General features: G+C 65.4%; 20 protein-coding genes and 3 pseudogenes. 7 read left to right on the forward strand and 16 right to left on the reverse strand.

Annotated elements, in window-relative coordinates; all coding sequences use genetic code 11:
- Nucleotides 1-20 precede the first annotated feature (20 nt).
- The 10 genes from AABA84_RS33785 to AABA84_RS33830 form a co-directional block, all read right to left on the reverse strand.
- Nucleotides 21-761, reverse strand: coding sequence for an SDR family oxidoreductase (locus AABA84_RS33785; RefSeq protein ID WP_212253709.1), 741 nt, complete (start codon nt 759-761; stop codon nt 21-23).
- Between the two features lie 22 nt (nt 762-783).
- Nucleotides 784-1554 carry an SDR family oxidoreductase gene (locus AABA84_RS33790; RefSeq protein ID WP_338314312.1) on the reverse strand — a complete coding sequence of 257 codons (771 nt, stop codon included), beginning with the start codon at nt 1552-1554 and terminating at the stop codon, nt 784-786.
- Nucleotides 1555-1569: 15 nt separating this feature from the next.
- Entirely contained in the window at nt 1570-1950 is a 381-nt protein-coding gene (locus AABA84_RS33795) for a carboxymuconolactone decarboxylase family protein (RefSeq protein WP_028137140.1), read from the reverse strand.
- A gap of 41 nt (nt 1951-1991) precedes the next feature.
- Entirely contained in the window at nt 1992-3230 is a 1239-nt protein-coding gene (locus AABA84_RS33800) for an ABC transporter substrate-binding protein (RefSeq protein WP_338314283.1), read from the reverse strand.
- A 33-nt stretch (nt 3231-3263) separates the two neighbouring features.
- On the reverse strand, nt 3264-4499 hold the full coding sequence (locus AABA84_RS33805) for an ABC transporter substrate-binding protein (RefSeq protein WP_338314284.1): 1236 nt from the start codon (nt 4497-4499) through the stop codon (nt 3264-3266).
- Nucleotides 4500-4533: 34 nt separating this feature from the next.
- Nucleotides 4534-5241, reverse strand: coding sequence for an ABC transporter ATP-binding protein (locus tag AABA84_RS33810; protein ID WP_338314285.1), 708 nt, complete (start codon nt 5239-5241; stop codon nt 4534-4536).
- Nucleotides 5228-7000, reverse strand: a complete 1773-nt coding sequence (locus tag AABA84_RS33815; protein WP_338314286.1) for a branched-chain amino acid ABC transporter ATP-binding protein/permease — start codon at nt 6998-7000, stop codon at nt 5228-5230. The genes AABA84_RS33810 and AABA84_RS33815 overlap by 14 nt, the downstream gene beginning before the upstream one ends.
- A 2-nt stretch (nt 7001-7002) precedes the next feature.
- Nucleotides 7003-7938 carry a branched-chain amino acid ABC transporter permease gene (locus AABA84_RS33820; RefSeq protein ID WP_338309695.1) on the reverse strand — a complete coding sequence of 312 codons (936 nt, stop codon included), beginning with the start codon at nt 7936-7938 and terminating at the stop codon, nt 7003-7005.
- A gap of 80 nt (nt 7939-8018) precedes the next feature.
- Nucleotides 8019-9413: an MmgE/PrpD family protein gene (locus AABA84_RS33825; protein ID WP_338314287.1), complete on the reverse strand. Its 1395-nt coding sequence runs from the start codon at nt 9411-9413 to the stop codon at nt 8019-8021.
- Nucleotides 9414-9445: 32 nt separating this feature from the next.
- The gene (locus AABA84_RS33830; protein ID WP_283814299.1) at nt 9446-10405 is read right to left on the reverse strand and encodes an NAD(P)-dependent oxidoreductase; all 960 of its coding nucleotides are present in this window, start codon (nt 10403-10405) and stop codon (nt 9446-9448) included.
- A 188-nt stretch (nt 10406-10593) separates the two neighbouring features.
- Here AABA84_RS33830 and AABA84_RS33835 point away from each other — a divergent pair, with 188 nt between their 5' ends.
- The 4 genes from AABA84_RS33835 to AABA84_RS33850 all read left to right on the forward strand — a co-directional run bounded on the left by AABA84_RS33835 (nt 10594) and on the right by AABA84_RS33850 (nt 13897).
- On the forward strand, nt 10594-11931 hold the full coding sequence (locus AABA84_RS33835; RefSeq protein ID WP_338314288.1) for an MmgE/PrpD family protein: 1338 nt from the start codon (nt 10594-10596) through the stop codon (nt 11929-11931).
- Nucleotides 11932-11974: 43 nt separating this feature from the next.
- Nucleotides 11975-12364 carry a carboxymuconolactone decarboxylase family protein gene (locus tag AABA84_RS33840; protein WP_212253701.1) on the forward strand — a complete coding sequence of 130 codons (390 nt, stop codon included), beginning with the start codon at nt 11975-11977 and terminating at the stop codon, nt 12362-12364.
- A gap of 8 nt (nt 12365-12372) precedes the next feature.
- A complete protein-coding gene (locus AABA84_RS33845) occupies nt 12373-13179 on the forward strand; it encodes an N-acyl homoserine lactonase family protein (protein WP_212253700.1) in 807 nt (268 codons plus the stop codon).
- Nucleotides 13180-13288: 109 nt separating this feature from the next.
- On the forward strand, nt 13289-13897 hold the full coding sequence (locus tag AABA84_RS33850; protein WP_212253698.1) for a cysteine hydrolase family protein: 609 nt from the start codon (nt 13289-13291) through the stop codon (nt 13895-13897).
- A gap of 9 nt (nt 13898-13906) precedes the next feature.
- Here the strand turns inward: AABA84_RS33850 and AABA84_RS33855 are convergent, their stop codons facing one another.
- The 4 genes from AABA84_RS33855 to AABA84_RS33870 all read right to left on the reverse strand — a co-directional run bounded on the left by AABA84_RS33855 (nt 13907) and on the right by AABA84_RS33870 (nt 17141).
- Nucleotides 13907-15079 carry a DUF305 domain-containing protein gene (locus AABA84_RS33855; protein ID WP_338314289.1) on the reverse strand — a complete coding sequence of 391 codons (1173 nt, stop codon included), beginning with the start codon at nt 15077-15079 and terminating at the stop codon, nt 13907-13909.
- Nucleotides 15076-15201: a hypothetical protein gene (locus AABA84_RS33860; protein ID WP_338309688.1), complete on the reverse strand. Its 126-nt coding sequence runs from the start codon at nt 15199-15201 to the stop codon at nt 15076-15078. The genes AABA84_RS33855 and AABA84_RS33860 overlap by 4 nt, the downstream gene beginning before the upstream one ends.
- 219 nt (nt 15202-15420) lie before the next feature.
- The gene (locus tag AABA84_RS33865; protein ID WP_338309687.1) at nt 15421-15954 is read right to left on the reverse strand and encodes a hypothetical protein; all 534 of its coding nucleotides are present in this window, start codon (nt 15952-15954) and stop codon (nt 15421-15423) included.
- 11 nt (nt 15955-15965) lie between these two features.
- Nucleotides 15966-17141 (reverse strand): zinc-dependent alcohol dehydrogenase, encoded by a 1176-nt coding sequence (locus AABA84_RS33870; protein WP_338314290.1) that lies wholly within the window; start codon nt 17139-17141, stop codon nt 15966-15968.
- Between the two features lie 173 nt (nt 17142-17314).
- On the opposite strand from AABA84_RS33870, the pseudogene AABA84_RS33875 reads away from it, so the two are divergent.
- Nucleotides 17315-18096, forward strand: a pseudogene (locus AABA84_RS33875) (SDR family NAD(P)-dependent oxidoreductase).
- Between the two features lie 407 nt (nt 18097-18503).
- Here AABA84_RS33875 and AABA84_RS33880 read toward each other — a convergent pair.
- Nucleotides 18504-18893, reverse strand: a pseudogene (locus tag AABA84_RS33880) (response regulator); the annotation flags it as partial.
- Nucleotides 18894-19055: 162 nt separating this feature from the next.
- On the opposite strand from AABA84_RS33880, the pseudogene AABA84_RS33885 reads away from it, so the two are divergent.
- Together AABA84_RS33885 and AABA84_RS33890 are read left to right on the forward strand one after the other, a co-directional pair.
- Nucleotides 19056-20273, forward strand: a pseudogene (locus tag AABA84_RS33885) (sensor histidine kinase); the annotation flags it as partial.
- Nucleotides 20273-21019 (forward strand): Crp/Fnr family transcriptional regulator, encoded by a 747-nt coding sequence (locus AABA84_RS33890; protein WP_212253688.1) that lies wholly within the window; start codon nt 20273-20275, stop codon nt 21017-21019. The pseudogene AABA84_RS33885 and the gene AABA84_RS33890, both read left to right, overlap by 1 nt.
- On the opposite strand, the gene AABA84_RS33895 is transcribed toward AABA84_RS33890, so the two are convergent.
- Nucleotides 21012-21215 carry a hypothetical protein gene (locus tag AABA84_RS33895; RefSeq protein WP_338314291.1) on the reverse strand — a complete coding sequence of 68 codons (204 nt, stop codon included), beginning with the start codon at nt 21213-21215 and terminating at the stop codon, nt 21012-21014. The two genes, AABA84_RS33890 and AABA84_RS33895, sit on opposite strands and share 8 nt — an antisense overlap.
- Nucleotides 21216-21476: the final 261 nt, after the last annotated feature.

The raw sequence follows: 21476 nt of genomic DNA on the forward strand, positions 1-21476 counted from the left end.
CGGGCCTTGGTTGGAATGATTCAATATCGATTTACAGGCAGAATCATCATTTCGGCAATTTGAACGTGGGCGGGCTGGTCGAGCGCGAAGACGATCGAGCGGGCGATATCGGCCGGATCGAGCGCCATCCTGAACTGGTCGAAATAGTCCTTTTCCTTCTGCGTATCGCCGCGGTACCGGGTCAGGATGATGTTGGTCCGGGTCAGGCCGGGTTGCAGCTCGGTCACCCGGATCGCGGTTTCCGCCAGCTCGCCACGGAGGGTCTCGGTGAACATGTGCACGCCTGCCTTGCTGGTGCTGTAGGCGGCCATGTCGGGCACGATCCGGACCGCGTTGATGGAGCTGATGTTGACGATATGGCCGGCGTTGCGCTGGACCATGCCGGGGAGGATCGCACGCGTGACGCGCATCAGGCCGATCAGGTTGGTCTGGATGATGTTGGACCAGTCGTCCGCAGAACCGATGTCGAAGCGCGTCCGGCCGCCGATGTCGTGGCCGGCATTGTTGATGAGAACGTCGACCGGCTTGAAATGATCGGGAATGGCATCCGGCAGGCGATCGACGGCCGTTGCGTCGCTGACGTCGAGCTGGATCGGAAACACCGCATCGCCCGCCGTCGCCGCCAGCTCTTCAAGCGCCTTGGCGTCGCGGTCGACCAGCACGACGCGGCGGCCGCTGTCCAGCAGCGCCTTGGTGATGGCCCGTCCCATGCCGCCGGCGGCACCCGTCAGCACGACGGTCTGGCCCGATTGTTCAGTCATCGCAGCACTCCCATTCCAGTTCTCATGCCACCGACCAGCCGCCGTCGATCGGCAGGCTGGCGCCGGTGATATCGTTTGCGGCCGGACCGCAGAGGAAGACGACCATGGCGGCGACGGCATCCATTTCGATGAAGCGCTGCGTCGGCTGGCGCTCGCCGAGATAGTCGCGCGTCACGTCCTCGACCGGACGATTGCTGCTCGACGCCATCGTCGCGATCTTGTTCAGGATGGCGGGCGTCGGCAGCGTGCCGGGGCAGAGCGTGTTGCAGGTGATGCCGCTGCGCGCCGTCTCGATGGCCACCGCGCGGGTCATGCCTGAAATCGCCGTCTTGGTGGTGACGTAGTCGATGCGGTCCTCGACCGCGCGGGTCGAATAGATCGAGCCCATGTTGATGATCCGGCCCCAGCCGCGCCGCTTCATCGCCGGCAGCGCCAGGCGGATGAGGTGGAACGGCGCCGACAAATTGACCGCCAGCGCGTCGTCCCAGCGCTCGGGCGGAAACTGCTCGATCGCGGAGAAATGCCTGACGACGGCATTGTTGACGAGGATATCGATCGCGCCGCAGCGGTCGAGCAGGTCGGCCATCATGGCCTCGATCGCCTCGCGCCGGGACAGATCGACGCCGGCAGCGACGACCTCGACGTTGAAGCGGGCGCGCAGGTCATCCGCGGCCTGCTTCGGCGGGACGAGATCGTGAAGGACGATATTGGCGCCCGCGCCGGCAAGCCCTTCCGCGATGCCAAGGCCGAGGCCCGCGGTCGCGCCGGTCACGAGTGCCCATTTGCCCTTCATCGCAGCCACGCTCCGCTACTTCTTGTCGAGCTCGGCGAAGACTTCCTTCGCGTTCCGGAACGCGTCCACGCCCGCCGGCACGCCGCAATAGATTGCGACCTGCATGAAGACCTCGCGGATTTCCTCCTTGGTCGCGCCATTGGCGAGCGCGCCGCGGACATGGGTCTTCAGCTCGTGCGGACGGTTGAGTGCGCAGAGCATTGCCAGATTGAGGAAGCTGCGCGTCTTGCGGGTGAGGCCCTCGCGGCCCCAGACGTAACCCCAGCAATATTCCGTGGTCAGGTCCTGCATCGGGCGGTTGAACTCGTCGGCGGAGGCGATCGCCTTGTCGACGAACTCGTTGCCGAGCACGCTCTTGCGGATTTCGAGGCCGCGGTCGTAGGTCGCCTTGTCCATTGTGGTCTCCGTTTCTTGGTTGGGCGTCGTCAGCACTCAGATCAGCTTTTGGGCCAGAACGGTTTTGCCAGCGCGAGTTCGGGCGGGAACACCGTCACCGGCACGCCGGCCTGCCACTGCACGATGGTCATGCCGGCGCCGACGCGGCGGCCTTTCTCGTCGAACTTGATCTCGCCCAGCGGATAATATTTGGAGGGGCCGCCATCCATGGTGCGCAGCGCTTCGCCGACGGCGACGCGATCGGCCTTGCCGGCCTTCTCCAGCGCGTCCTTGATCACCCACATGTCGCCATAGGTGGAGATCGCATTCTGCGTCATCCACGGCTCCTTGTAGCGGGTCTTCAATTCGGCGATGAGAGCCTCATGGCCCTTGGCGCCCCAGCTGGCGACGCAGGTCAAGACGCCCTGCAGCAGTTCGGGGCTGACGGTCTGCAGCATGTCCGGCTCGGCGATCGCGATGCCGAACGAGATCGTCGGGATCTTGCCCTGGCCGAGGCCGAACTCGTTCATCTTCTCGAGCAGCAGTTTTGCATCCGAGATCACCGTCGGCAGGAAGAACAGCAGATCGGGCTTGGCCGACCGGATCTTCTGCACCAGCGACGTCGCATCCGCCAGCGGCGGGGTGAAGGTCTCGTCGACGATCAGCTGCAACTGGTTCTCCGCCAGCAGGCCCTCGCGCATCGCCTTGGCCGAGGCGATCGAGGCGCCCGTGTTGTCGGTGAGGATCGCGACCGTCTTCGGCCGCTTGCCTGAGGCCGTCTCCGCCAGCTTGATGAGCTGGGGTAACGCCTGCCGTGCCTGCGACCCCGCGGTGGCCGCGGTCTGGAACACGTACTTGAACCCGCGCTCGGTGATGAGGTCGGAGTAGGAGAGGGTGAGCATCGGCAGGTTGGCGCGCTCGGTCACCTCGGTCACCGCGAGGGTGAACGAGGACAGATAGGCGCCGCTGGCCGCAACCAGATCGGTCTCCTGCGCCACCATGCGCTGCGCGGCGTTCTTGGCCTTCTCGGTGGTGTCGCCGGAATCGAGCACCACGAGCTTCAGCTTGGCGCCGCCGAGCGCCTTGATGCCGCCTTGCGCGTTGATGTGGTCGATCGCCATCTCGGCGCCTTCGCGCATCACGGTTCCCGGACGGGCATAGAGCCCCGAGATCGGCACCAGCAGGCCGACCTTCACCTCCGACGGCTGCTGCGCCCAAGCAGTCCGGGATGCGATCAGCGTGCCGGAGGCGCCGGCCAGCAGCGTTCGCCGCGATATCGTGATCTTGCTCTTGGCAGTCATGACAGTCTCTCCTCCCCAGGATTTGCGCGACGGCTAGGATTTCTTCGGCCAGAACGGCTGCGCCTGCGCGAGCTCGGGCGGATAAACGGTGACAGGCACGCCCGATTGCCATTGCACGATGACGACGCCGGCGCCGACGCGGCGGCCCTTCTCGTCGAATTTGAGCTGGCCGCCCGGGTAATATTTCGATGGGCCGGCATCCATGGTGCGGAAGGCCTGCGCGACCGCATTGCGGTCGGCCTTGCCGGCCTTCTCCAGCGCTTCCTTCATCAGCCACATGTCGCCATAGGTCGAGATGACGTTCTGCGTCATCCAGGGCTCCTTGTATTTGGCCTTGAGCTCGGCGATCAGCGCCTCGTGGCCCTTCGAGCCCCAGTTGGCGACGATGGTCATGATGCCTTGCACGGTCTCCGGGCTCACGCTCTGCAGCATGTCGGGCTCGGCGATGGTGATGCTGAAGGACACCGTCGGGATCTTGCCCTGGCCGAGGCCGAACTCGCTGATCTTCTCCAGGCCCAGCTTGGCGTCCGACACTGCGTTCGGCATGAACAGCAGCAGATCGGGTTTGGCGGAGCGGACCTTCTGGATCAACGGCGTGGCATCCGACAGCGGCGGGGTCCAGACTTCCTCGACCACGAGCTGAAGGCCATCCTGCGCGAACAGCTTTTCCTTCAGTGCCTTGGCGGTGGCCACCGACGTTGCGGTGTTGTCCATCAGCATCGCCACGGTCTTCGGCTTCTTGCCCGAGGCATTCTCGGCGAGCTTCATCAGCGTCGGCAGGCCGAGCTCGGACTGGCGGCTCGCGGTCGCGGCGGTCTGGAAGATGTATTTGAAGCCGCGGTCGGTCAAAAGGTCCGAATAGGACAGCGTCAGCACCGGCAGCTCGGCGCGCTCGGTCACCTCGGTGACTGCGAGCGTGAAGGAGGAGAGGTAGGAGCCGGTGGCGGCGACCAGATCGGGCTCCTGCGCCACCATGCGCTGCGCCGCGTTCTTGGCCTTCTCGGTGGTGTCGCCGCAGTCGATCACGACCAGCTTCAACTTGGCGCCGCCGAGCGCCTTGATGCCGCCTTGCGCGTTGATGTGCTCGATGCCCATCTCGGCGCCCATCTTCATCACCTGGCCGGGGCGGGTGTAGATGCCCGACAGCGGCACGATCAGTCCGACCTTGATCTCGCCAGGAGCCTGCGCGCGCGCAACGCCGGCGAGGCCGACGGCGGCGGCGCCGGAGAGCACGGTGCGGCGACTCAGTCCTTTTGAAGTCTTGTTCATTTTGTTTCTCCCCTGGTCTTTGTTTTTGTGTTGGTCACATGCCGAGATAGGCCTTCCGCACGCGGTCGTCGGCGCGCAGCGTGGCGTTGTTGCCTTCGAGCACGACATGTCCGGCTTCGAGGACATAGCCGTGATCGGCGGATTCCAGCGCCTCCGCGACGCGCTGCTCGACCAGCAGCATGGTCAGCCTGGACTGGCGCCGGATCTCGATCAGGCGCTCGAAGATGAAGTCCGCGGTCGAAGGCGCGAGCCCCATCGAGGGCTCGTCCAGCATCAGAAGCTTCGGCGAGGAGGCGAGGCCGCGGCCGATCGCGAGCATCTGCTGCTGGCCGCCGGACATCGTGCCGGCGAACTGATCGCGGCGCTCCTTCAGCACCGGCAGCCATTCGAAGATGCGCTCGATGTTGGCCTGCCAGTCCCGCCGGCCGCTTTCGGTCATCGCGCCCATTTCCAGATTCTCCATCACGGTCAGGGACGGGAAGACCTGGCGTCCCTCCGGGACGTGGGCGATGCCGAGATGGGCGCGCTGCGGCGGCGGCACCGCGAGCAGGTCGACGCCGTCGAACGTGATCGCGCCGCCGCTCGGCTTCACGATGCCGGAGATCGTCTTGAACAGCGTGGTCTTGCCGGCGCCGTTGGGTCCGACGATGGCGACGAACTGGCCGGCGCCGACATCGATCGACACCCCGTTCAGGACGGGCTTGGCCGAATAGCCCGCGCTCAATCCCTCAATGCGCAGCATGGCCCACCCACTTTTTGCCGAGATAGGCCTCGATCACGCGGTTGTCGCGCGTCACCACTTCCGGCAGGCCTTCGGTGATGACGGCGCCGTGGTCGAGCACGAGGAAACGATCGACGAGGCGTACCATCGCCTGCATGGTGTGCTCGATGATGGCGATGGTGATGCCGTCGCGCGCGAGCTGCTGGATCACGGCCACGACCTCGTCCGCCTCGCCGTGGCCGAGGCCCGCGAGCGTCTCGTCGAGCAGCAGGATGCGCGGCTGACCGGCGATGGCGCGGGCGAGCTCCATCAGCCGCAGCTCCTTGGTCGAGAGCTCGCCGGCGACACGATCGGCCTCGGCGGAGAGCCCGACGCGGGCGACCGCGTCGGCCGCCAGCTTGCGGGCCTCCGCGTCGGAGCGGGCGCGCACATAGGCGCCGACCACGACATTGTCGAGGATCGACATGCGCAGGAACGGCCGCATCACCTGGAAGGTGCGGCCGATACCGGCCTCGCAGATCACGTGCGGCCGCTGTCCCGACATGTTGCGGCCGTCGATCAGAACCTCGCCCTGGCTCGGCTTCAGGAAGCCGTTGAGGAGATTGAACAGCGTGGTCTTGCCGGCGCCGTTGGGCCCGATGATGCCGAGGATCTCGTTCTTGTGCAGCTTGAAGCTGACATCCTGCACGGCCTTGAGGCCGCCGAAGGAGCGCGAGAGGTTTCTCACCTCGAGCACGACCTCGCCGGTGGCGGCGCGCTGCCGGGAGGTGGGCTTCAGGGCTGTCACGTTGGCAGTCGCCGCTTCCGGGGTATCACCGACCGTCGCCTTGGATGCGGTGCGATTGCGCAGAAGATCGCGCAGCTTCCAGAACAGGCCTTCCGGCGCAAGCAGGATGACGCAGACGATGGCAATGCCGAAGATGACGCCCTGAATGCCGGGGATGCGCGCGCCGGCTTCGGCGTGCAGGATCTCGGCGAGGGGGATCAGGATCACCGAGCCGATCACCGGGCCCCAGACCGTTCCGACGCCGCCGAACATCGCAACCGTCAGCGCCTGCGCGGACACCAGCATGCCGAACACCGATGCCGGGGTCACGACCAGCAGCACCTGCGCGTAGAACCCGCCGATCGCCGCGGCGATCGCCCCGCTCAGCGTGATCGCGCGCAGCTTCCAGGCCAGCGTGTTGATCCCGGCCGCTTCAGCCGCAGCCTCGTTCTGCTTGATCGCGAGCAGCGCCATGCCGAAGCGCGATCGCTCGATCACCTGAGTCAGAACGATGGTGGCGAGCATGAGCGCCAGCCCCAGCAGCGTGTAGAGGTGGGGATCGGCGAACTGCATGTAGGCGATCGGCGCCTCGCGCTTGATCGGAAGCGTCACCTCCTGGAAGCCGAGCCACTCGAACACGTAGAGAATGGCGAGCGGATAGGCGAGCATCGCCAGCGCGAAATAGTGGCCCTGCAGCCGGAAGGTCGGAAAGCCGATCAGGAGGCCGGCGATGCCGCCGAGCATGGCGGCGACCGGAATCAGCAGCCAGGGCGAGATGTCGAAATAGATCTGCCCGAGCGCGGTCGCGTAGGCACCGATCCCGAAGAACGCGGCGTGGCCGAACGAGATCAGGCCGGTGTAGCCGCTGAGCAGATTCCACGACAGGCCGAACACCGCCCACACCGGCACCAACGTCAGGATCAGCTGGTAGTAGGAGTTGGTGACGCCGAGCGAAATCCCGGCATAGGCGAGCGTGAAGAGCAGGGGAGGCAGCAGTGATCGCATCCGGAGCATGGTCACGTCCTCTCGACCATGCGCCCGAAGAAGCCCTGCGGACGGAAGAAGATGATGAGGAGGAAGACGGCGAAGATCGCCGCGTTCTGCAACTGTGTCGGCAGAATCAGCGTCGACATCTGCTGCACGAGGCCGATCGTCATGCCGCCCCAGAAGGCGCCGATGATGCTGCCCATGCCGCCGAGCACGACGCCGGCATACATCACGATGACGTATTCGAGGCCGACGAAGGGATGGAACGGATAGTTGGTCGCGAGCAGGCCGCCAGCAATCGCGGTGATGCCGCAGCCGAGCGCGAAGGCGGTGCGATGCGCGCGGTCGACGTCGATGCCCATATAGGTCGCAGCGGTCGGATTGTCCGCGGCGGCGCGGAGCGACTTGCCGATCCGGGTCCGCGTGATCAGCAGCGAGAGCAGGATCATGATCGCCAGCGAGACGATCATATCGATGCTGCGGGCCTTGTTGAGGAAGATGCTCATGTCGAAGAAGGGCCCGAGCTCCCAGGCCGAGCTCGACAGCGGCGTGCGGATCGAGGCCAGCACCGAGCCGAACACGATGAGGCCGCCGTTCTGCAGGATGAGCGCGATGCCGAGCGTGAGGATGAGCTGGGCGTAATGGCCTTCGCCTTCGAGCGACGCGGTGCGCGTGCCTGAGACGTGCGAGATCAGCGTCCGGTGCACGAAATAGCCGAACACGGCAAGCACGGGCCCGGCCAAGAGGATGGCGACGAACGGCCCGACCGTATTGCCAAACAGCGTCTGCACGCCGGCGGCGGTGAAGAGATAGAAGGCAGTGTACATGCCGAGCATCATGAAATCGCCATGGGCGAAGTTGATGACGCGCATGACGCCGAAGATCAGGCCGAGCCCGACGCACATCAGGCCGTAGACGGCGCCGATCAGAAGCCCCGCGGCGAGCGCTTGAAAGAACCCTTCCATCAGCTCCGCCTCCGCGCCGCTGACAATTCCAAGCTGGTCTCCAGATCGACCATGTTTCCCCCAATACTCTCCGGCATTTCTTATGATGCCGATCGTAAAGCCCGTTCCGTTGCGTTCAGACGGCACTGTGCGGCGAGGTCGCCGGCATTGTCGAGCTGCTCGCAATCGTCGATGAGTTGCTCGAGCCGGCGCGCGCGATCCTCACCGAGGGCTGCGGCTGCCGAACTGCGAAAGCGTGCGCGAATATCCGCAGGCGTTGCGGCGATGACGTCGGGCAGTGCGTGCCGGATGGCCCGGCCGTCGCGCAGCTGCACGGTCACCTCCGCGCCCTGCTTGCCCGGGAAGCCGGCGGTGAAGCCTGCGTCTGCCTTGAGCTCAGTGATCGCGACCAGGCGGATGATGTCGGCATCATCGAGCTCGGCGTAGTTCTCTTCCTCGATCTCGCCCCGCGCCAGCGTCGCCGCGACGCTGAAGGGAATGCTCATCTTGGCCTGGAGCGCGTTGCGGTAGGGCCCGATGGAATCGCAGCCGGGATAGCGAACCGCGGCGTCGGGCGCGCGGATGACGACGCGCTCGATCTCGTCGACGCTGGCGAGCTCGTGCGAGACACGAAGCGCGGCCTGTGCCGCTGTCTGCGCGAAATTGCAGGCCGGCACCGGCTTGTTGTAGACGGCCATGATCTCGCACTCGCCATTGGGGAAGAGCGCGATGCTGTCGGGCGCGGCCTGGCGGCGATAGGCGGCGAACAGGCCGGCTTCGCCTTCGAGAATCGTTTCCGAGCCGAAGGCGCCGGCCGCGGCAAGGCCAATTGCCCTGATCGCATTGCCGGCTGCAAAGCCCGGATGGAAATACATGTCGGAGCCGCCGGCATGCGGCCACTCGTTGAGTCCGCTGGAGGTATTGGCCGCGATCGCGATCGCGCTGGTCGCCTGGTCCTCGGAGAGGCCGAGCGCGAAACTTCCCGCGAGCGCGGCGCCCAGAGGGGCCACGAGGCCCGTCGGGCGATAGAGGCGTGCGAGGTCCGAGGTCAGCAGCGCGCGGCCGATCCGCGCGCCGGTCTCGTAGCCGATGATGGCGGCCGCGAGCAGCCTGTCCCCGCGCAGCGGCGTCTGTTCCGACAGCGCGAGCAGGGCCGGCCAGATCACGACGCCGTGGTGCGCGATGCTGGCCGCATGCATGTCTTCCCGCACGAGGCCGTGCCCCATGACGGCATTGGCGAAGGCTGCATCGGCCGGCGAGGAGAGTTGCGAGGTCCCGATGATCGTCGCGCTGCCGCCGGCCCGCGCAATCGCAACGGCCTGGCGGCTCCAGGGATGATGGCCCGCCTCGAAGGCGCAGGACAGGAAGTCGAGCAGGCAGAGCTTTGCCTTGGCGACGATTTCCGGCCCGAAATCACCAATATCCAGCGCAAGCACGCTCCGCGCCATCTGGCGCGCGAGCGGGACCTTGCCTGATACGGTCGGGTCGATCGTCATCGCGGGTCGCTCTCCCTGAAAGGCTGGCGCGATCAGCCGCGCATCTCGACCCCGGCCCACTCCTCGAGCACCTTGGCGATCGAGGTGAAGTCGGATGAAGCGCCGTACTTGGCGTTGGTGATCGCGAGCATCTGCCGCACCACCGCGCCGCAGACCATCGGCACGCCCATGGCCTCGGCCTCGTCCACGCAAAGACGGACGTCCTTGTAGGAGAGGCCGGTGGCGAAGCCGAAATCGAAGGTGCCGGGCAGCACCGCGCGCGGGAATTTGTCCTCGGAGGCGCTGTTGCGGCCGCTGCTGGCGTTGATGATGTCGATCAGCACCTTGGCATTGACACCGCCCTTGACGCCCATCGCGACGGCTTCCGACGTAATGACGAGTGCGGCTGCTGCCATCAGGTTGTTGGCGAGCTTGGCGGTCTGCGCCACGCCGGGCTTGTCGCCGGTGTAGAACAGCTTGCCGAAATTCTTCAGGATCGGTTGCACGGTCTCGTAGGTCGCCTGCGGGCAGGACACCATCACCGCCAGCGTGCCGTTGACGGCGCCCTTGATGCCGCCGCTCACGGGCGCATCGACCAGCGTCATCCCCTTGGCCTTCAGGCCTTCCGCGACGAGCTTCGCTGCGCCGGGACCAGACGTCGAGAGATCGATGACGATCTTGGCACGGTCGCCGCTGCTGATGCCGTCCTGGCCGAGCGCAACGGCCTTGACGATGTCGGGGGTCGGCAGGCTCGCAAGCACGATGTCGGAACGTGAGGCGACATCGGCCGGCGAGCTGGCGAGGAGCGCGCCGCGCTTGACCAGCGGCTGAGTTGCCTCGGCCTGCGTGTCGTAGACGACGAGCGAATAGCCCGCGTCCATCAATCGTCCCGCCATGGGACCGCCCATGCGGCCCGTGCCGATTACGCCGAGAATCTCTCCCGCCATCGTCTGCTCCCTGTCGCGCGATCCCGTGACGGGCGCGCCTTCTTGATCTCGTTGGTCAATCGTCATCGCCGGCCGGCCGTCTCGGCCGCCGTCGTCGTGGCAGCGGGGACCCCGCGCCAACGGGCGGGATTGTTATGATTGTCAGACAAGCTGTCAAGCATAACATTTTGGGGTCGACAGTTTGCCGCGGATCGGCATAAGGTTCGAACAAAACGAGGAAGACGCTCCGCGTGCCGCAAGATTCAATCCCGAGTGTGAGCAAGACGCTCGCCGACTTCGTAGTGTCCGCGTCATGGGCGGACGTGGAGGCGCAGAGCCTTGAGGCGCGGCGATCGATCCTCAATTTCTTCGCGACGGCGCTCGGCTCCGCACGCGATCCGGTGGTCACCGCCGCGATGCGGACGTTGTCGCCGTTCAGCGGTGCCGCGACATCGACGGTTATCGGCCATTCGCGGCCAATGGATGCGCTATGCGCGTCATTTCTCAATGCCATCTCGGCCAATCTGCTCGACTTCGACGACACCCATCCCGAGACGATCATTCATCCGGCCGCGCCGGTTGCCGCGCCCGTGCTGGCGCTCGCGGAGACGCACAGGATGACGGGCCGTGAGGTGCTGACGGCGTTCATTCTCGGCGTCGATGTGGAGTGCCGCATCGGCAATGCGGTTTCGCCGCGCCACTATGCGCGCGGCTGGCACATCACTTCGACCTGCGGGATTTTTGGCGCGGCGGCGGCTTGCGCGAAACTACTAGGACTGCCCGCGGAGGGGGTCGCAAACGCGATCGGGCTCGCGGCCAGCCAGTCGGCGGGCAATGTCGAGAACCTGCCCAGTGCCGCCAAGAATGTCAGCGTCGGCAACGCTGCGCGGAACGGGTTGTTCGCCGCGCTGCTGGCGCAGCAGGGCTATGAGGCGGCGCCGCGGGCCATCGAGGGCCCGCTCGGCTGGGCGCGTACCATGGGCGACGAGCCCGATATCGCTCGCCTGCTCGACGGTCTCGGCAAGACCTGGGAGATCGCGAAGAATACCTACAAGCCGTATCCCGCCGGAATCGTCTTTCACGCGGTGATCGATGCTTGTCTCGTGTTACGCGGGCGGATCGCCGAGCGCATCGACCAGATCGAGCAGGTGATCGTGCAGGGCTCGGCGCTGCTGCTCGCCCGCGGCGATCGCCCGGTCAATAACGAGCGCGATGCGCGCGTCAGCATTCATCATTGCGCGGCGTGCGGTCTCTTGCTCGGCGCGGCCGGCGTGACCGAGTTCGAGCAGGAGACCGTCGTTCGGCCCGACATCGCGCAGCTGCGGCAGAAGGTGAAGGCGGAGCTCGACCGCGAGATGCCCGACGGCGCCGCGCGCGTCAGCTTGCGTCTGGCCTCCGGCGATGTGCTCACGGAAACCGTCACGTCGCCGCGCGGCAGCCAGGCTGCGCCGCTGTCAGACAGCGACATCGAAGCGAAGTTGCGCGACGGCATACGCACAGGTCGAAGCGATTGGGATGCGGACCGCGTCATCGACGCCGTTTGGCGGCTCGATGCGGCGGATGACGTCGGCAATCTCCTGCAATCGCTACGGCCACCAATGGCCTCGCGCTGAACAACCACCAACCAGCAACTCTCAAGACCTGAAAGGGACGATCATGAGCAAGACCGAACTGTTCGAAAAGGGCCTCAAAGTTCGCAAAGAGGTGCTCGGCGAGGACTACGTCAACAAGTCGATTGCCGGAGCCGACGAGTTCACGCGCACCATGGCCGAATGGTCGACCGAATTCTGCTGGGGTGCCCTGTGGACGCGGCCCGGAGTCGACCGGCGCACGCGCTCGATCGTCAATCTGGCGATGCTCGGCGCGCTGAACCGGCCGCACGAGCTGAAGCTGCACGTCAAGGGCGCCCTGAAGAACGGGCTGACCAAGGAGGAGATCAGGGAGATCTTGCTCCAGGTCGCGGTCTATTGCGGCGTTCCCGCCGGCATCGACGCTTTCCGCAATGCGCGCGAGGCGTTCAACGAGGTCGACGCGGCAGGCTCCTGAGCTAATCAATGGCTGACCCGGACTACGAGCTCTTCGCCATCCGCTACGCGACACGGGATGCGCAGCGGAGCGAGCACTTCATCGGCGGCGACCCGCATGACGGGCCGATGCCAATGGACTACTTCATGTGGCTGGCACGGGGAGGCGGGCGCACCTTCGTCATCGACACCGGCTTCAACGCGGAAGTGGCCAGGCAGCGCAGGCGGAATTTCCTGCGCTGCCCGGTAGAGACGCTTGCGGCGTTCGATGTCGACGTCGGCAGCGTCAAGGATGTGATCCTCACGCATCTGCACTACGACCATGCCGGCAATTTCGACCGATTTCCGAACGCGCGGTTTCATCTGCAGGAACGCGAGCTCGCCTATGCCACCGGCCGCTACATGCAATATCCGCGGCTGTCGCATTCCTTCGAGGTCGAGGACATCTGCGGGATCGTGCGGCTGAACTACGCGCGCCGGGTGCTGTTCTACGACGGCGACGCCGAGATTGCGCCCGGCCTGACGGTGCACGCGGCCGGCGGCCACTCCGCCGGCCTTCAGTTCGTCCGCGTCAACACACGCCGCGGCCCCGTCGTGCTCGCCTCCGACGTCAGTCATTTCTACGAGAACATGACCAGCGAGCGTCCGTTCACGACGGCGTTTCATGTCGGCGACATGCTGGTGGGCTTCGACAAGCTGCGCGCCGCGGCACCTGATGCGGACCACATCGTCCCCGGCCATGATCCGCTCGTCATGAAGCTCTACCCGGCGCCAAGCCCGGAGCTGAATGGGATTGCGGTTCGCCTCGACGTGGCGCCGGCCGCAACGCCGGCGTAAACGCGCCTCGCGGGTTCCAAGTCTGCCTCTGCATCGCGGCGGTTCGGAACCAAAGCCTTCGCCTTCGCATTCGCAATTGATCGCCGAATGCGCTTGATGGTGGAGGACGATGAGGGACAGCACGTCGGAAGTGGCCGACATCAGGGAGGCCGTTCACCTCTGCATCGACATGCAGAACATCTTCGCCCCCGGCGGTCTGTGGGCGACGCCGTGGATGGAACGGGTCCTGCCGGCGATCGTCTCGATCGTTTCGCGCCACCAGGCCAGAACCATCTTCACGCGCTTTATCACGCCGCAGGATCCGGAAGATCGTCCCGGCCAGTGGCAGAGCTATTTTCATCGTTGGAGCCAGGCAACGCGCAAGCATCTGCCGCCATCCGCGCTCGAGCTCGTGCCCGCGCTCGGCAAGTTCGTTCCGCCGGCGACCGTGATCGACAAGCCGGCCTATTCCGCGTTCAGCAATCCCGTCCTCGCGGGCCGGCTGATCGACAGGAACGTCGGCACGGTCGTGATCTCGGGCGCTGAGACGGACGTCTGCGTGCTCTCGACGGTCCTGAGCGCGGTCGATCTCGGCTTCAGGGTCGTCATCGTCGAGGACGCCTTGTGCAGCTCGTCCGACGTCGGGCACGACGCGCTCATGACGATGTACCGCACCCGCTTTCACGGTCAGGTCGACCTGGTGACAACGGAAGAATTGGCCGAGTTCTGGCGGGAGTAGGGGATCAGCTCAATTGACGTTGTCGCCGAGCATGTTGCGGACGGCCGTGGCGACGGCCGGAATGCCGCTCGCATCGTGCATCAGCGCGATCTCGCCCTGCTGGGCGTGGCGAATGGCATGCGCCATGACGCGCAGGCGCGGGTCTCCGCCACTGTGCCACATCCGGTCGGCCATCCTGACCGCGCCCATGTGATGCTTGCTCATGGTCTCGACGAACACTGCATCGAACCGGTCCGCCGGCGCGGCCTTGACCTGTCGCATCTCGGCCTGCGTCAAGAAGCCCGGCATGGCGGCACGCTCTTCCGTGCTGCAGTCGGGCATCTCCGTGTCGAACCAGCTCAGCCACCAGTTCTCGAAAATCCTGATCTCGCCGGCCTGGCTCGCGACCATCAGCATCGCGAGCATGCGCAGATGCGGGTCCTGGGCGCGCTCCGCGGCGATCCGGGCCAGCTCGATGCCCTGGGCATGATGCGCTGTCATGTGACGGATGTAGGTCTGGTCCGCATCCCTGTCGCGGCCCATCCACGGCGGCTCGTAGCCGTGGCTGCCGAACAGCGCGATCGCGCCGAGCAGCGCCATCACGACCAGCGCACCGGTGATCCAGGCGTTGGTGAAGCGGATGTCGCGCTCGGCTGCAGCGCCGCGCCTCCAGCGCAACCGGGCGAACAGAGGATACATCAGGGCCGAGGTGCCATGAACGAGCAGGCCGATCCAATAGGGCTGCTGCAGCGTGAACAGCGGCTGCCGGAACGGAAACAGCGGCACCAGCACGAACCATTCCGTGGCTGACGAGAACGCGGCCCAGGGCAGCGCGAGTAGCAGGATGGTCGCCGGCCGCAAGTCGGCGGTCCAGCGTCCGAGCACGCCGAAGAACACCAGCGCCCAGGAAAAATCCGCCCATTGATGAAAGGCGATCCCGGTCAGGATCGCGCTCCATGACGGCTCCGCGGAGATCGCCCAGTCGCGCGCAGGAATGGCGGCAACCGTCATCCAGTCGACTGCGGCATCGCGGCCGATGCGGGCGGCGAAGAGCTGGCTGACGATGGTCGAGAAGGTGCTGCTGATCAGGCCGAGCGCGGCGGCGGCAATCCAGCGCGAACGTCGTCGTCCCCCCGTGCCCCGCGACAGGCCGTCGTCAGCGCGCGCTGCATTGGCAAGTGCTGGTCGCGGCTCTGCGTTCACGTCAGCCGCTTGAGCTTCTTCAGCGGGTTGAGCTCGCTCGGCTTGTCCTGTTCGTGATGGCCGCGCTTGGCCTCGGCCTTGCCGTCATCGTGCAGATCCCGGAGTCCCTTCGTCTTGCCCATGGCTTGTCTCCAAGCGGCTTGTCTCCAAGGCGGTTTTCTCCAAAGCGACCTGCCTCCAGACTCACGCCGCTGACCCCGGCGCCTGAAGGGGCGGTGAACGCCGGGGTCGCGGTTTCGTGCAGTCTGCCTCCGGCAGGGGGACGTCGGAGGCGTTGATCAGACGCTCTGGCGCGCGGATGGTTCCTCGCGGCCCTCAGCGCGGATCGCGTCATGCCTTGGTCATGCTTTGGCGGGCGCTGCGATCTGCCTGGCCGCGGTTCGGGCGCTCTCGATGCCCTTGGGGAAGCCGCTGCGGTTCGGATACAGCTTGCGCCGTGCGTCGCGCGGCGGGCGCCTCGGCTTGGTGTCCTGCGCGGCCCGGTAGTCGAGCATGGCGATGCCGCCGACCATCAAGAGCGCCAGCGCGATATTGCCCTTCCTGGGATTGTCGGCCGTCAACCCCGACAACAGCGCGGCGGCATCGAGACCGTCGCCGCCGACGCGGGCCCACAGGCCGGCGTTCTTGTCGACCGACAGCGACATGATCCCGGCCAGGATCTCGCGCACGCCGAAGGCGCGGACCAGCGTCTCATTGCCTTCCATGCCCAGCGTTTCCGTGACGCGTCTCGGCGCGAAGAATTCGACGACGCCAAGACCGATGCTGAACCAGCCGAGCGCGCGGGCGAGCTGATCTTCCGGCCGCTTCAGGCTCGGTCCGCCCTCGATAATCGTCGGGTCGCCCTTGGTGCGGACGATGTTGGAGAAATGAAACATGGCTTGCTCCTTCAGGGCCTCAGCACGACCTTGACGCAGGAGTCGCGCTTGTCGCGAAACACCTGGTACATCTCCGGTCCTCGTTCGAGCGGGACGGTGTGGGTGATGACGAAGGAGGGATCGATCTCACCCTCCTCGATGCGCCGGAGCAGATCGTCGGTCCAGCGGTTGACGTGGGTCTGGCCGGTCCGCATCGTCAGGCCCTTGTTCATGAAGGCCCCCATCGGGAGCATGTCGGACAGGCCGCTGTACACGCCCGGCACCGAGATGATGCCGCCGGGGCGGCAGACATAGATCATTTCGCGCAGCACATGCGGCCTATCATTCTCCGCCATCACCATCTGCTTGGCGCGGTCGAGCAGCGTGTCGGGCAGGGAGGCCATCACATGTGATTCCATGCCGACGCAGTCGATGCACTTTTCCGGTCCCCTGCCGTCGGTGAGCTCGTTCAGCCGCTCCACCACGCTTTCGGTTTCGAAGTTGATGGTGGTGGCGCCGCCGGCTTCCGCCATGCTGAGCCGCTCGGGCAGGCAGTCGATCGCAATCACCTGGTTGGCGCCGAGCAGGATGGCGCTGCGGATCGCCATCTGCCCCACGGGACCGCAGCCCCAGATCGCGACCGTGTCGGTCGGCTCGATGTCGCATTGCACGGCGGCCTGCCATCCGGTCGGGAAGATGTCGCTGAGGAACAGCAGCTGCTCGTCGGGAATGCCGGACGGCACCTTGATGTGGGTGGCATCGGCAAAGGGCACGCGGAGATATTCGGCCTGGCCGCCGGGATAGCCGCCGGTCAGATGCGTGTAGCCGAACAGGCCCGCCGTCGCGTGTCCGAACACCTTGTCGGCCAGATGGCGCTTGCGATTGGTGGTCTCGCACACGGAAAAATTGCCGCGCTTGCACTGGTCGCATTCGCCGCAGATGATCGTGAAGGGCACGACGATGCGATCGCCCTTCTTCAGCTTGCCTTCGACGCCGGAGCCGACCTCGACCACTTCGCCCATGGTCTCGTGGCCCATGATGTCACCGGGCAGCATGCCCGGAATGAAATTGTGGAAGAGATGCAGGTCGGAGCCGCAGATCGCGCAGCTGGTGACCTTGATGATGGCATCGCGCGGGTCCTGGATCTCCGGGTCGGTGACGGTGTCGCACCTGATGTCCTCCTTGCCGTGCCAAACCAGCGCCTTCATCTTCCATTCTCCCGACTGAACCAGTTTGGCATCTAAGTCGAGGGGTGAACGATGGTTGCTACGCCGCGCGCAAATTCCTCGCACAGCACCGGCTGGCGCAAATCGCGACGCGGATAGGAACGAGAGCGCAAGGCAGTGATTGGGCGTGATCAACGTCAAGCGAGGATACGCTCATGCCCGCCAATCAACTCGCAATCGTCACCGGCGCTTCCACCGGTATCGGCCTGGAACTCGCAAGGTGCTGCGCCCAGGCAGGTTTCAACCTCGTCATCGCGGCTGACGAGCCGATGATCGAGCGGGTGGCGGTCGATCTGCGCAGGCTCGGCGTCAGCGTGGAGGCCGTTGAAGCCGATCTCGCCACCACCGATGGCGTCGACAGGCTCTGCGCCGCGGTCGGCGACCGGCGATCGATGCGCTGCTGGCCAATGCCGGCGTCGGCCTCGGCAAGGCGTTCCTCGATCAGGACTTTGCCAGGATCAAGCATCTGGTCGACACCAACATCACCGGCACGCTCTATCTGATCCATCGCGCCGGCAACGAGATGCTGCGGCGCAAGTCGGGGCGAATCCTGATCACGGGCTCCATCGCCGGCTTCACGCCCGGCAGTTTCCAGGCGGCCTATAACGCCAGCAAGGCGTTCCTGGACTCATTCTCCTTCGCGCTGCGCGAGGAGCTGCGCGACAGCGGGGTCACCGTCACCTGCCTGATGCCGGGCGCCACCGAGACCGAGTTCTTCCGCCGCGCCGGGATGATGGACACCAAGGTCGGCACCGAGGAGAAGGACGGCGCCTACGACGTCGCCAAGGCCGGTTTCGACGCGATGCTGCGCGGCGAGTCCGATGTCGTCACGGGACTGAAGAACAAGATCCAGACCAAGGTCGCCAACGTCACGCCGAACGAGATGCTGGCCAGGCAGCATCGCAAGATGGCCGAGCCGGGCACGGCGAAGTCGTAGAGCGAGGTCGTCGCAATTTCTGCGGCGCTGCGCGGCTGAACGGGCGGACCGGCAAAAGCAGGAAAGCCGATTCACATAGCCTAATGCGCGGCGGCCCCGAAGCGGTCACATTGCGTGGGCTGGAAAGGGGGCTGCGATGGCGATGGACCGCATCGAACGGGCCTTTGTCGCGACTGCGATCACGGGTTTTCTCGTGATGACGGTGGCCGTCGCCTGGATGATGATGATGAGCTGACGCGGAAAGGCTTGCCGTCTTGCGCGTCGCGCTACCTTACGCCGCCGTCGTCTTGTGCCTGGCAGTGACCGTCTGGCTCGCCTTCGCGCATCTGCTCTGATCCGCGCTTGGTTGCGGGCTCGCTCGGCGCAGCCGGTTCAGGCGATGATTGCTGCGGCCATGCCGGTTGACCGTCGAGGAGGCTCGCCAAATTCTGCACCATGGCCACGACGTCGATCGGCTTCTCCCAGATCGGCACGTCCTGGAATTCCGGCTCGATGCTGATCCTGTCGTAGCCCGTGGTAAACACGAAGGGCACCTGGCGTGCCCTGAGCTCCCGGGCGACCGGAAAGATCGGCTTTGCACGGATGTTCACGTCGAGCACCGCGGCATCCAGAACGCCGCCGTCGTGCAGCATCTCGATTGCATCCTCGATATGGCCGACCGGACCGGCGATCTCCGCGCCGAGCGCGCGCAGCGCCTTGCCGATGTCATCGGCAAGAAAATATTCGTCCTCGACGACGAGGATGCGGCGTCCCGTCAGCGGCGCGCGTTGACGAGACGACGAGGGTAATACGGACATGATCCCTCCCGCGAGCCTGCCAACCGATGGGAAACCAAGGGTCGGGGCCGGCGTGCTACCAACGAGGGAGGCCAAGGCGGGTTCCAAGGGCGAACGCGACTCCTTCGTCATTTGCCTTTGATCCGTTGGGAGAATATCGATTTCTGCTATTGGTAGGAGCCGGTGCACGCCGGGCATGTCGAGCGTCCCGGGAGCGAACTGCACGCCCCAGACGAACTACCAGGCTACATTCGCGAGAAGCTCTGCGCAGCTGAAACCGTCCACGAGGAAGACCAGTCTCTCAACGAGGAGTTACATTTGGCCCACGAGGAGCTCGGAACCTCGCCTGAGGAGTTGCAGTCGGTCAACGAGGAGCTGACCACCGTGAACGGCGAGCTGACGCACCGTGTCGAGGAGTTGACGCGCGCCACCCGCGATCTCAGGAATTTCCTGGAGAGCACGCGCATCGCGACCGTCTTTCTCGACCATGATCTTCGCGTGATGAACTTCACGCCGGCGATTACCCAGATCCTGCATCTCGTCGAGACCGACACGGGCCGGCCCATCGCTCACATCAAGGCGCGCATCCCGATCGAGGATCTCTACGACGACATCCGCCGCGTGCTGCGTACGCTTGCGAGCGCCGAGCGCGAGCTGAGCGCGTCGGACAGCAGCACGCGCTACATCGTGCGCATCCTGCCTTATCGCAGCATCGACGATGTCATCGCCGGCGTCGTCATCACTTTCATCGACGTTCCGGCGATCACCCGCGCCGAGGAGCGGCAGCGCCTGCTGCTGGCCGAGCTGCAGCACCGCGTCCGTAATACGCTTGGCGTGGTGCGCTCCATCGCCCGCCGTTCGGCCGAATCCGCCACCACTGTCGAGGAATATGCTTCCCATCTCGACGGACGGCTCAACGCATTTGCCCGCACCCAGGCGCTGGTGACACGCGATCCGGAGGGCGGTGTCGACCTGGAATATCTCGTGGTCGAGGAGCTTCTCGCCTATAATGCCCGCGAGGGCGAGCAGATGCGGGTCTCAGGTCCCAAGGTGCGCTTCCAGCCCAAGGTCGCCGAAACGTTCGCGCTCGCGATCCACGAGCTAGCGACGAACGCGCTGAAATATGGCGCCTTGAGCCAGCCGAGCGGACATGTTGAAATCTCCTGGCGCCTCGATGAAGGCGCCCAGCCCGCGGAGCTGGTGTTCAAATGGCGGGAGTGCGGAGGGCCTCAGGTCAAGCCGCCGCTTCGAAAGGGTTTTGGCACGGAGCTTCTGGAGCGCACGCTCGCGTTCGAATTCAAGGGGCAGACCACCCTGGCATTCGACCCCGCGGGGCTGCAATGCACGATCGCCATTCCGCGGAGCAAGCGCACGTTCCACACACCGGCGGTGGCTGATTGATGCCCTTGTCGACCTCCGATCGCAGCCTTGTGGAGCTGGTCATTCGCCGGCTGAACGTGCTGCGGCCGTTGTCGACGGAGGCCCGTGCGTCGCTCGAATATGCGTTGCTCGAAGGTCTCGAGCGCGCCGGGGCGAGTGAAGACCTGATTTCGGAGGGCGATCCCGTCGATAGCGTCCGGGTGGTGCTATCGGGCTGGCTCTGCCGCTACAAGACGCTCGAGGACGGCCGGCGCCAGATCGTCAATTTCATCTTTCCGGGCGAGAGCTGCGACGCGCACGCGTTCTTGCTCCCCGCGATGGACCATTCCATCGCGACAATGACGCCAGTGGTCTACGCCGAGATCAAGCGCGCGCGTTTCGAGAGTCTGACGATGGGCGATCGCTCGCTCGCCGAAGCGTTCTGGAGCGAGACCCTCGTCAACAACGCCATCCAGCGCGAATGGGCCATCAACCTTGGTCGCCGCACGGCCCTGGAGCGGGTGGCGCATCTGTTTTGCGAGATATTCGAGCGGCTTCGTCCCGTCGGGATGGTCGACGGCAATTCCTGCGTCATGCCGGTCACGCAGATGGACCTTGCCGACGCTACCGGGCTGTCGGTGGTGCACCTTAACCGGACCGTGCAGGAGCTGCGTGCGTCGGGCTTGATCGTGCTGCGCGATCGGACTCTGACCGTCAACGATCTCGACGCGCTCAAGGCAGCGGCGCTGTTCGCGCCGAACTATCTGCAACTCTATCGACTCACTTGATCAGAGTGGGACGGCTGGTTTGGCCGAGGCTTTCGGTGCGCCCGGGATTGGCTGGCTCGGGCCCCTGAAACGCGTTGGATTCGGCGCGCTTGCGATACTCCTCCGCCATTTCCAGCAGCGCAGTTCGCGTTGCGGGTGAGGAGCTGAGAGCGGCCTGGCTCTCGCAGGTTTTCTGCAGCCGGCGATAGTTGTCCATTTGCACCAATCCCAGGCGGTCCTACCACGTTCCTAAATTAGCAGATTTGGCCACCGACTAATTTAACCCATGTTACGCAAGCGGGCTTGTCTTGCAGATCCCCTTCCTGCTTCTGGCCCCGGCACGCAGCCGTCCGCTTCTGGAACGTTGTGGGAGCCTCGCCTACGCGCGATGACCTCAATCGGTGAGCACGCTACGGAGCGCTCCGACCCAGTGATCAGGGAGAACGCCCGTTGACGCGGCGTCGAGTGAAGCAAACGG

The organism is Bradyrhizobium sp. TM239 (assembly GCF_036247985.1).
In the GTDB taxonomy this organism is placed as follows: Bacteria; Pseudomonadota; Alphaproteobacteria; order Rhizobiales; family Xanthobacteraceae; genus Bradyrhizobium; species Bradyrhizobium ottawaense.

Bases quoted from the DNA above. Each gene is read 5' to 3' on its own strand.
- AABA84_RS33850 (WP_212253698.1), top strand. From the start codon at position 13,289: ATGAGGGACAGCACGTCGGAAGTGGCCGACATCAGGGAGGCCGTTCAC.
- AABA84_RS33895 (WP_338314291.1), bottom strand. From the start codon at position 21,215: ATGGACAACTATCGCCGGCTGCAGAAAACCTGCGAGAGCCAGGCCGCT.
- AABA84_RS33785 (WP_212253709.1), bottom strand. From the start codon at position 761: ATGACTGAACAATCGGGCCAGACCGTCGTGCTGACGGGTGCCGCCGGC.
- AABA84_RS33830 (WP_283814299.1), bottom strand. From the start codon at position 10,405: ATGACGATTGACCAACGAGATCAAGAAGGCGCGCCCGTCACGGGATCG.
- AABA84_RS33795 (WP_028137140.1), bottom strand. From the start codon at position 1,950: ATGGACAAGGCGACCTACGACCGCGGCCTCGAAATCCGCAAGAGCGTG.
- AABA84_RS33870 (WP_338314290.1), bottom strand. From the start codon at position 17,141: ATGAAGGCGCTGGTTTGGCACGGCAAGGAGGACATCAGGTGCGACACC.
- AABA84_RS33865 (WP_338309687.1), bottom strand. From the start codon at position 15,954: ATGTTTCATTTCTCCAACATCGTCCGCACCAAGGGCGACCCGACGATT.
- AABA84_RS33840 (WP_212253701.1), top strand. From the start codon at position 11,975: ATGAGCAAGACCGAACTGTTCGAAAAGGGCCTCAAAGTTCGCAAAGAG.
- AABA84_RS33825 (WP_338314287.1), bottom strand. From the start codon at position 9,413: ATGACGATCGACCCGACCGTATCAGGCAAGGTCCCGCTCGCGCGCCAG.
- AABA84_RS33810 (WP_338314285.1), bottom strand. From the start codon at position 5,241: ATGCTGCGCATTGAGGGATTGAGCGCGGGCTATTCGGCCAAGCCCGTC.
- AABA84_RS33890 (WP_212253688.1), top strand. From the start codon at position 20,273: ATGCCCTTGTCGACCTCCGATCGCAGCCTTGTGGAGCTGGTCATTCGC.
- AABA84_RS33845 (WP_212253700.1), top strand. From the start codon at position 12,373: ATGGCTGACCCGGACTACGAGCTCTTCGCCATCCGCTACGCGACACGG.
- AABA84_RS33860 (WP_338309688.1), bottom strand. From the start codon at position 15,201: ATGGGCAAGACGAAGGGACTCCGGGATCTGCACGATGACGGCAAGGCC.
- AABA84_RS33805 (WP_338314284.1), bottom strand. From the start codon at position 4,499: ATGAACAAGACTTCAAAAGGACTGAGTCGCCGCACCGTGCTCTCCGGC.
- AABA84_RS33800 (WP_338314283.1), bottom strand. From the start codon at position 3,230: ATGACTGCCAAGAGCAAGATCACGATATCGCGGCGAACGCTGCTGGCC.
- AABA84_RS33820 (WP_338309695.1), bottom strand. From the start codon at position 7,938: ATGGAAGGGTTCTTTCAAGCGCTCGCCGCGGGGCTTCTGATCGGCGCC.
- AABA84_RS33790 (WP_338314312.1), bottom strand. From the start codon at position 1,554: ATGAAGGGCAAATGGGCACTCGTGACCGGCGCGACCGCGGGCCTCGGC.
- AABA84_RS33815 (WP_338314286.1), bottom strand. From the start codon at position 7,000: ATGCTCCGGATGCGATCACTGCTGCCTCCCCTGCTCTTCACGCTCGCC.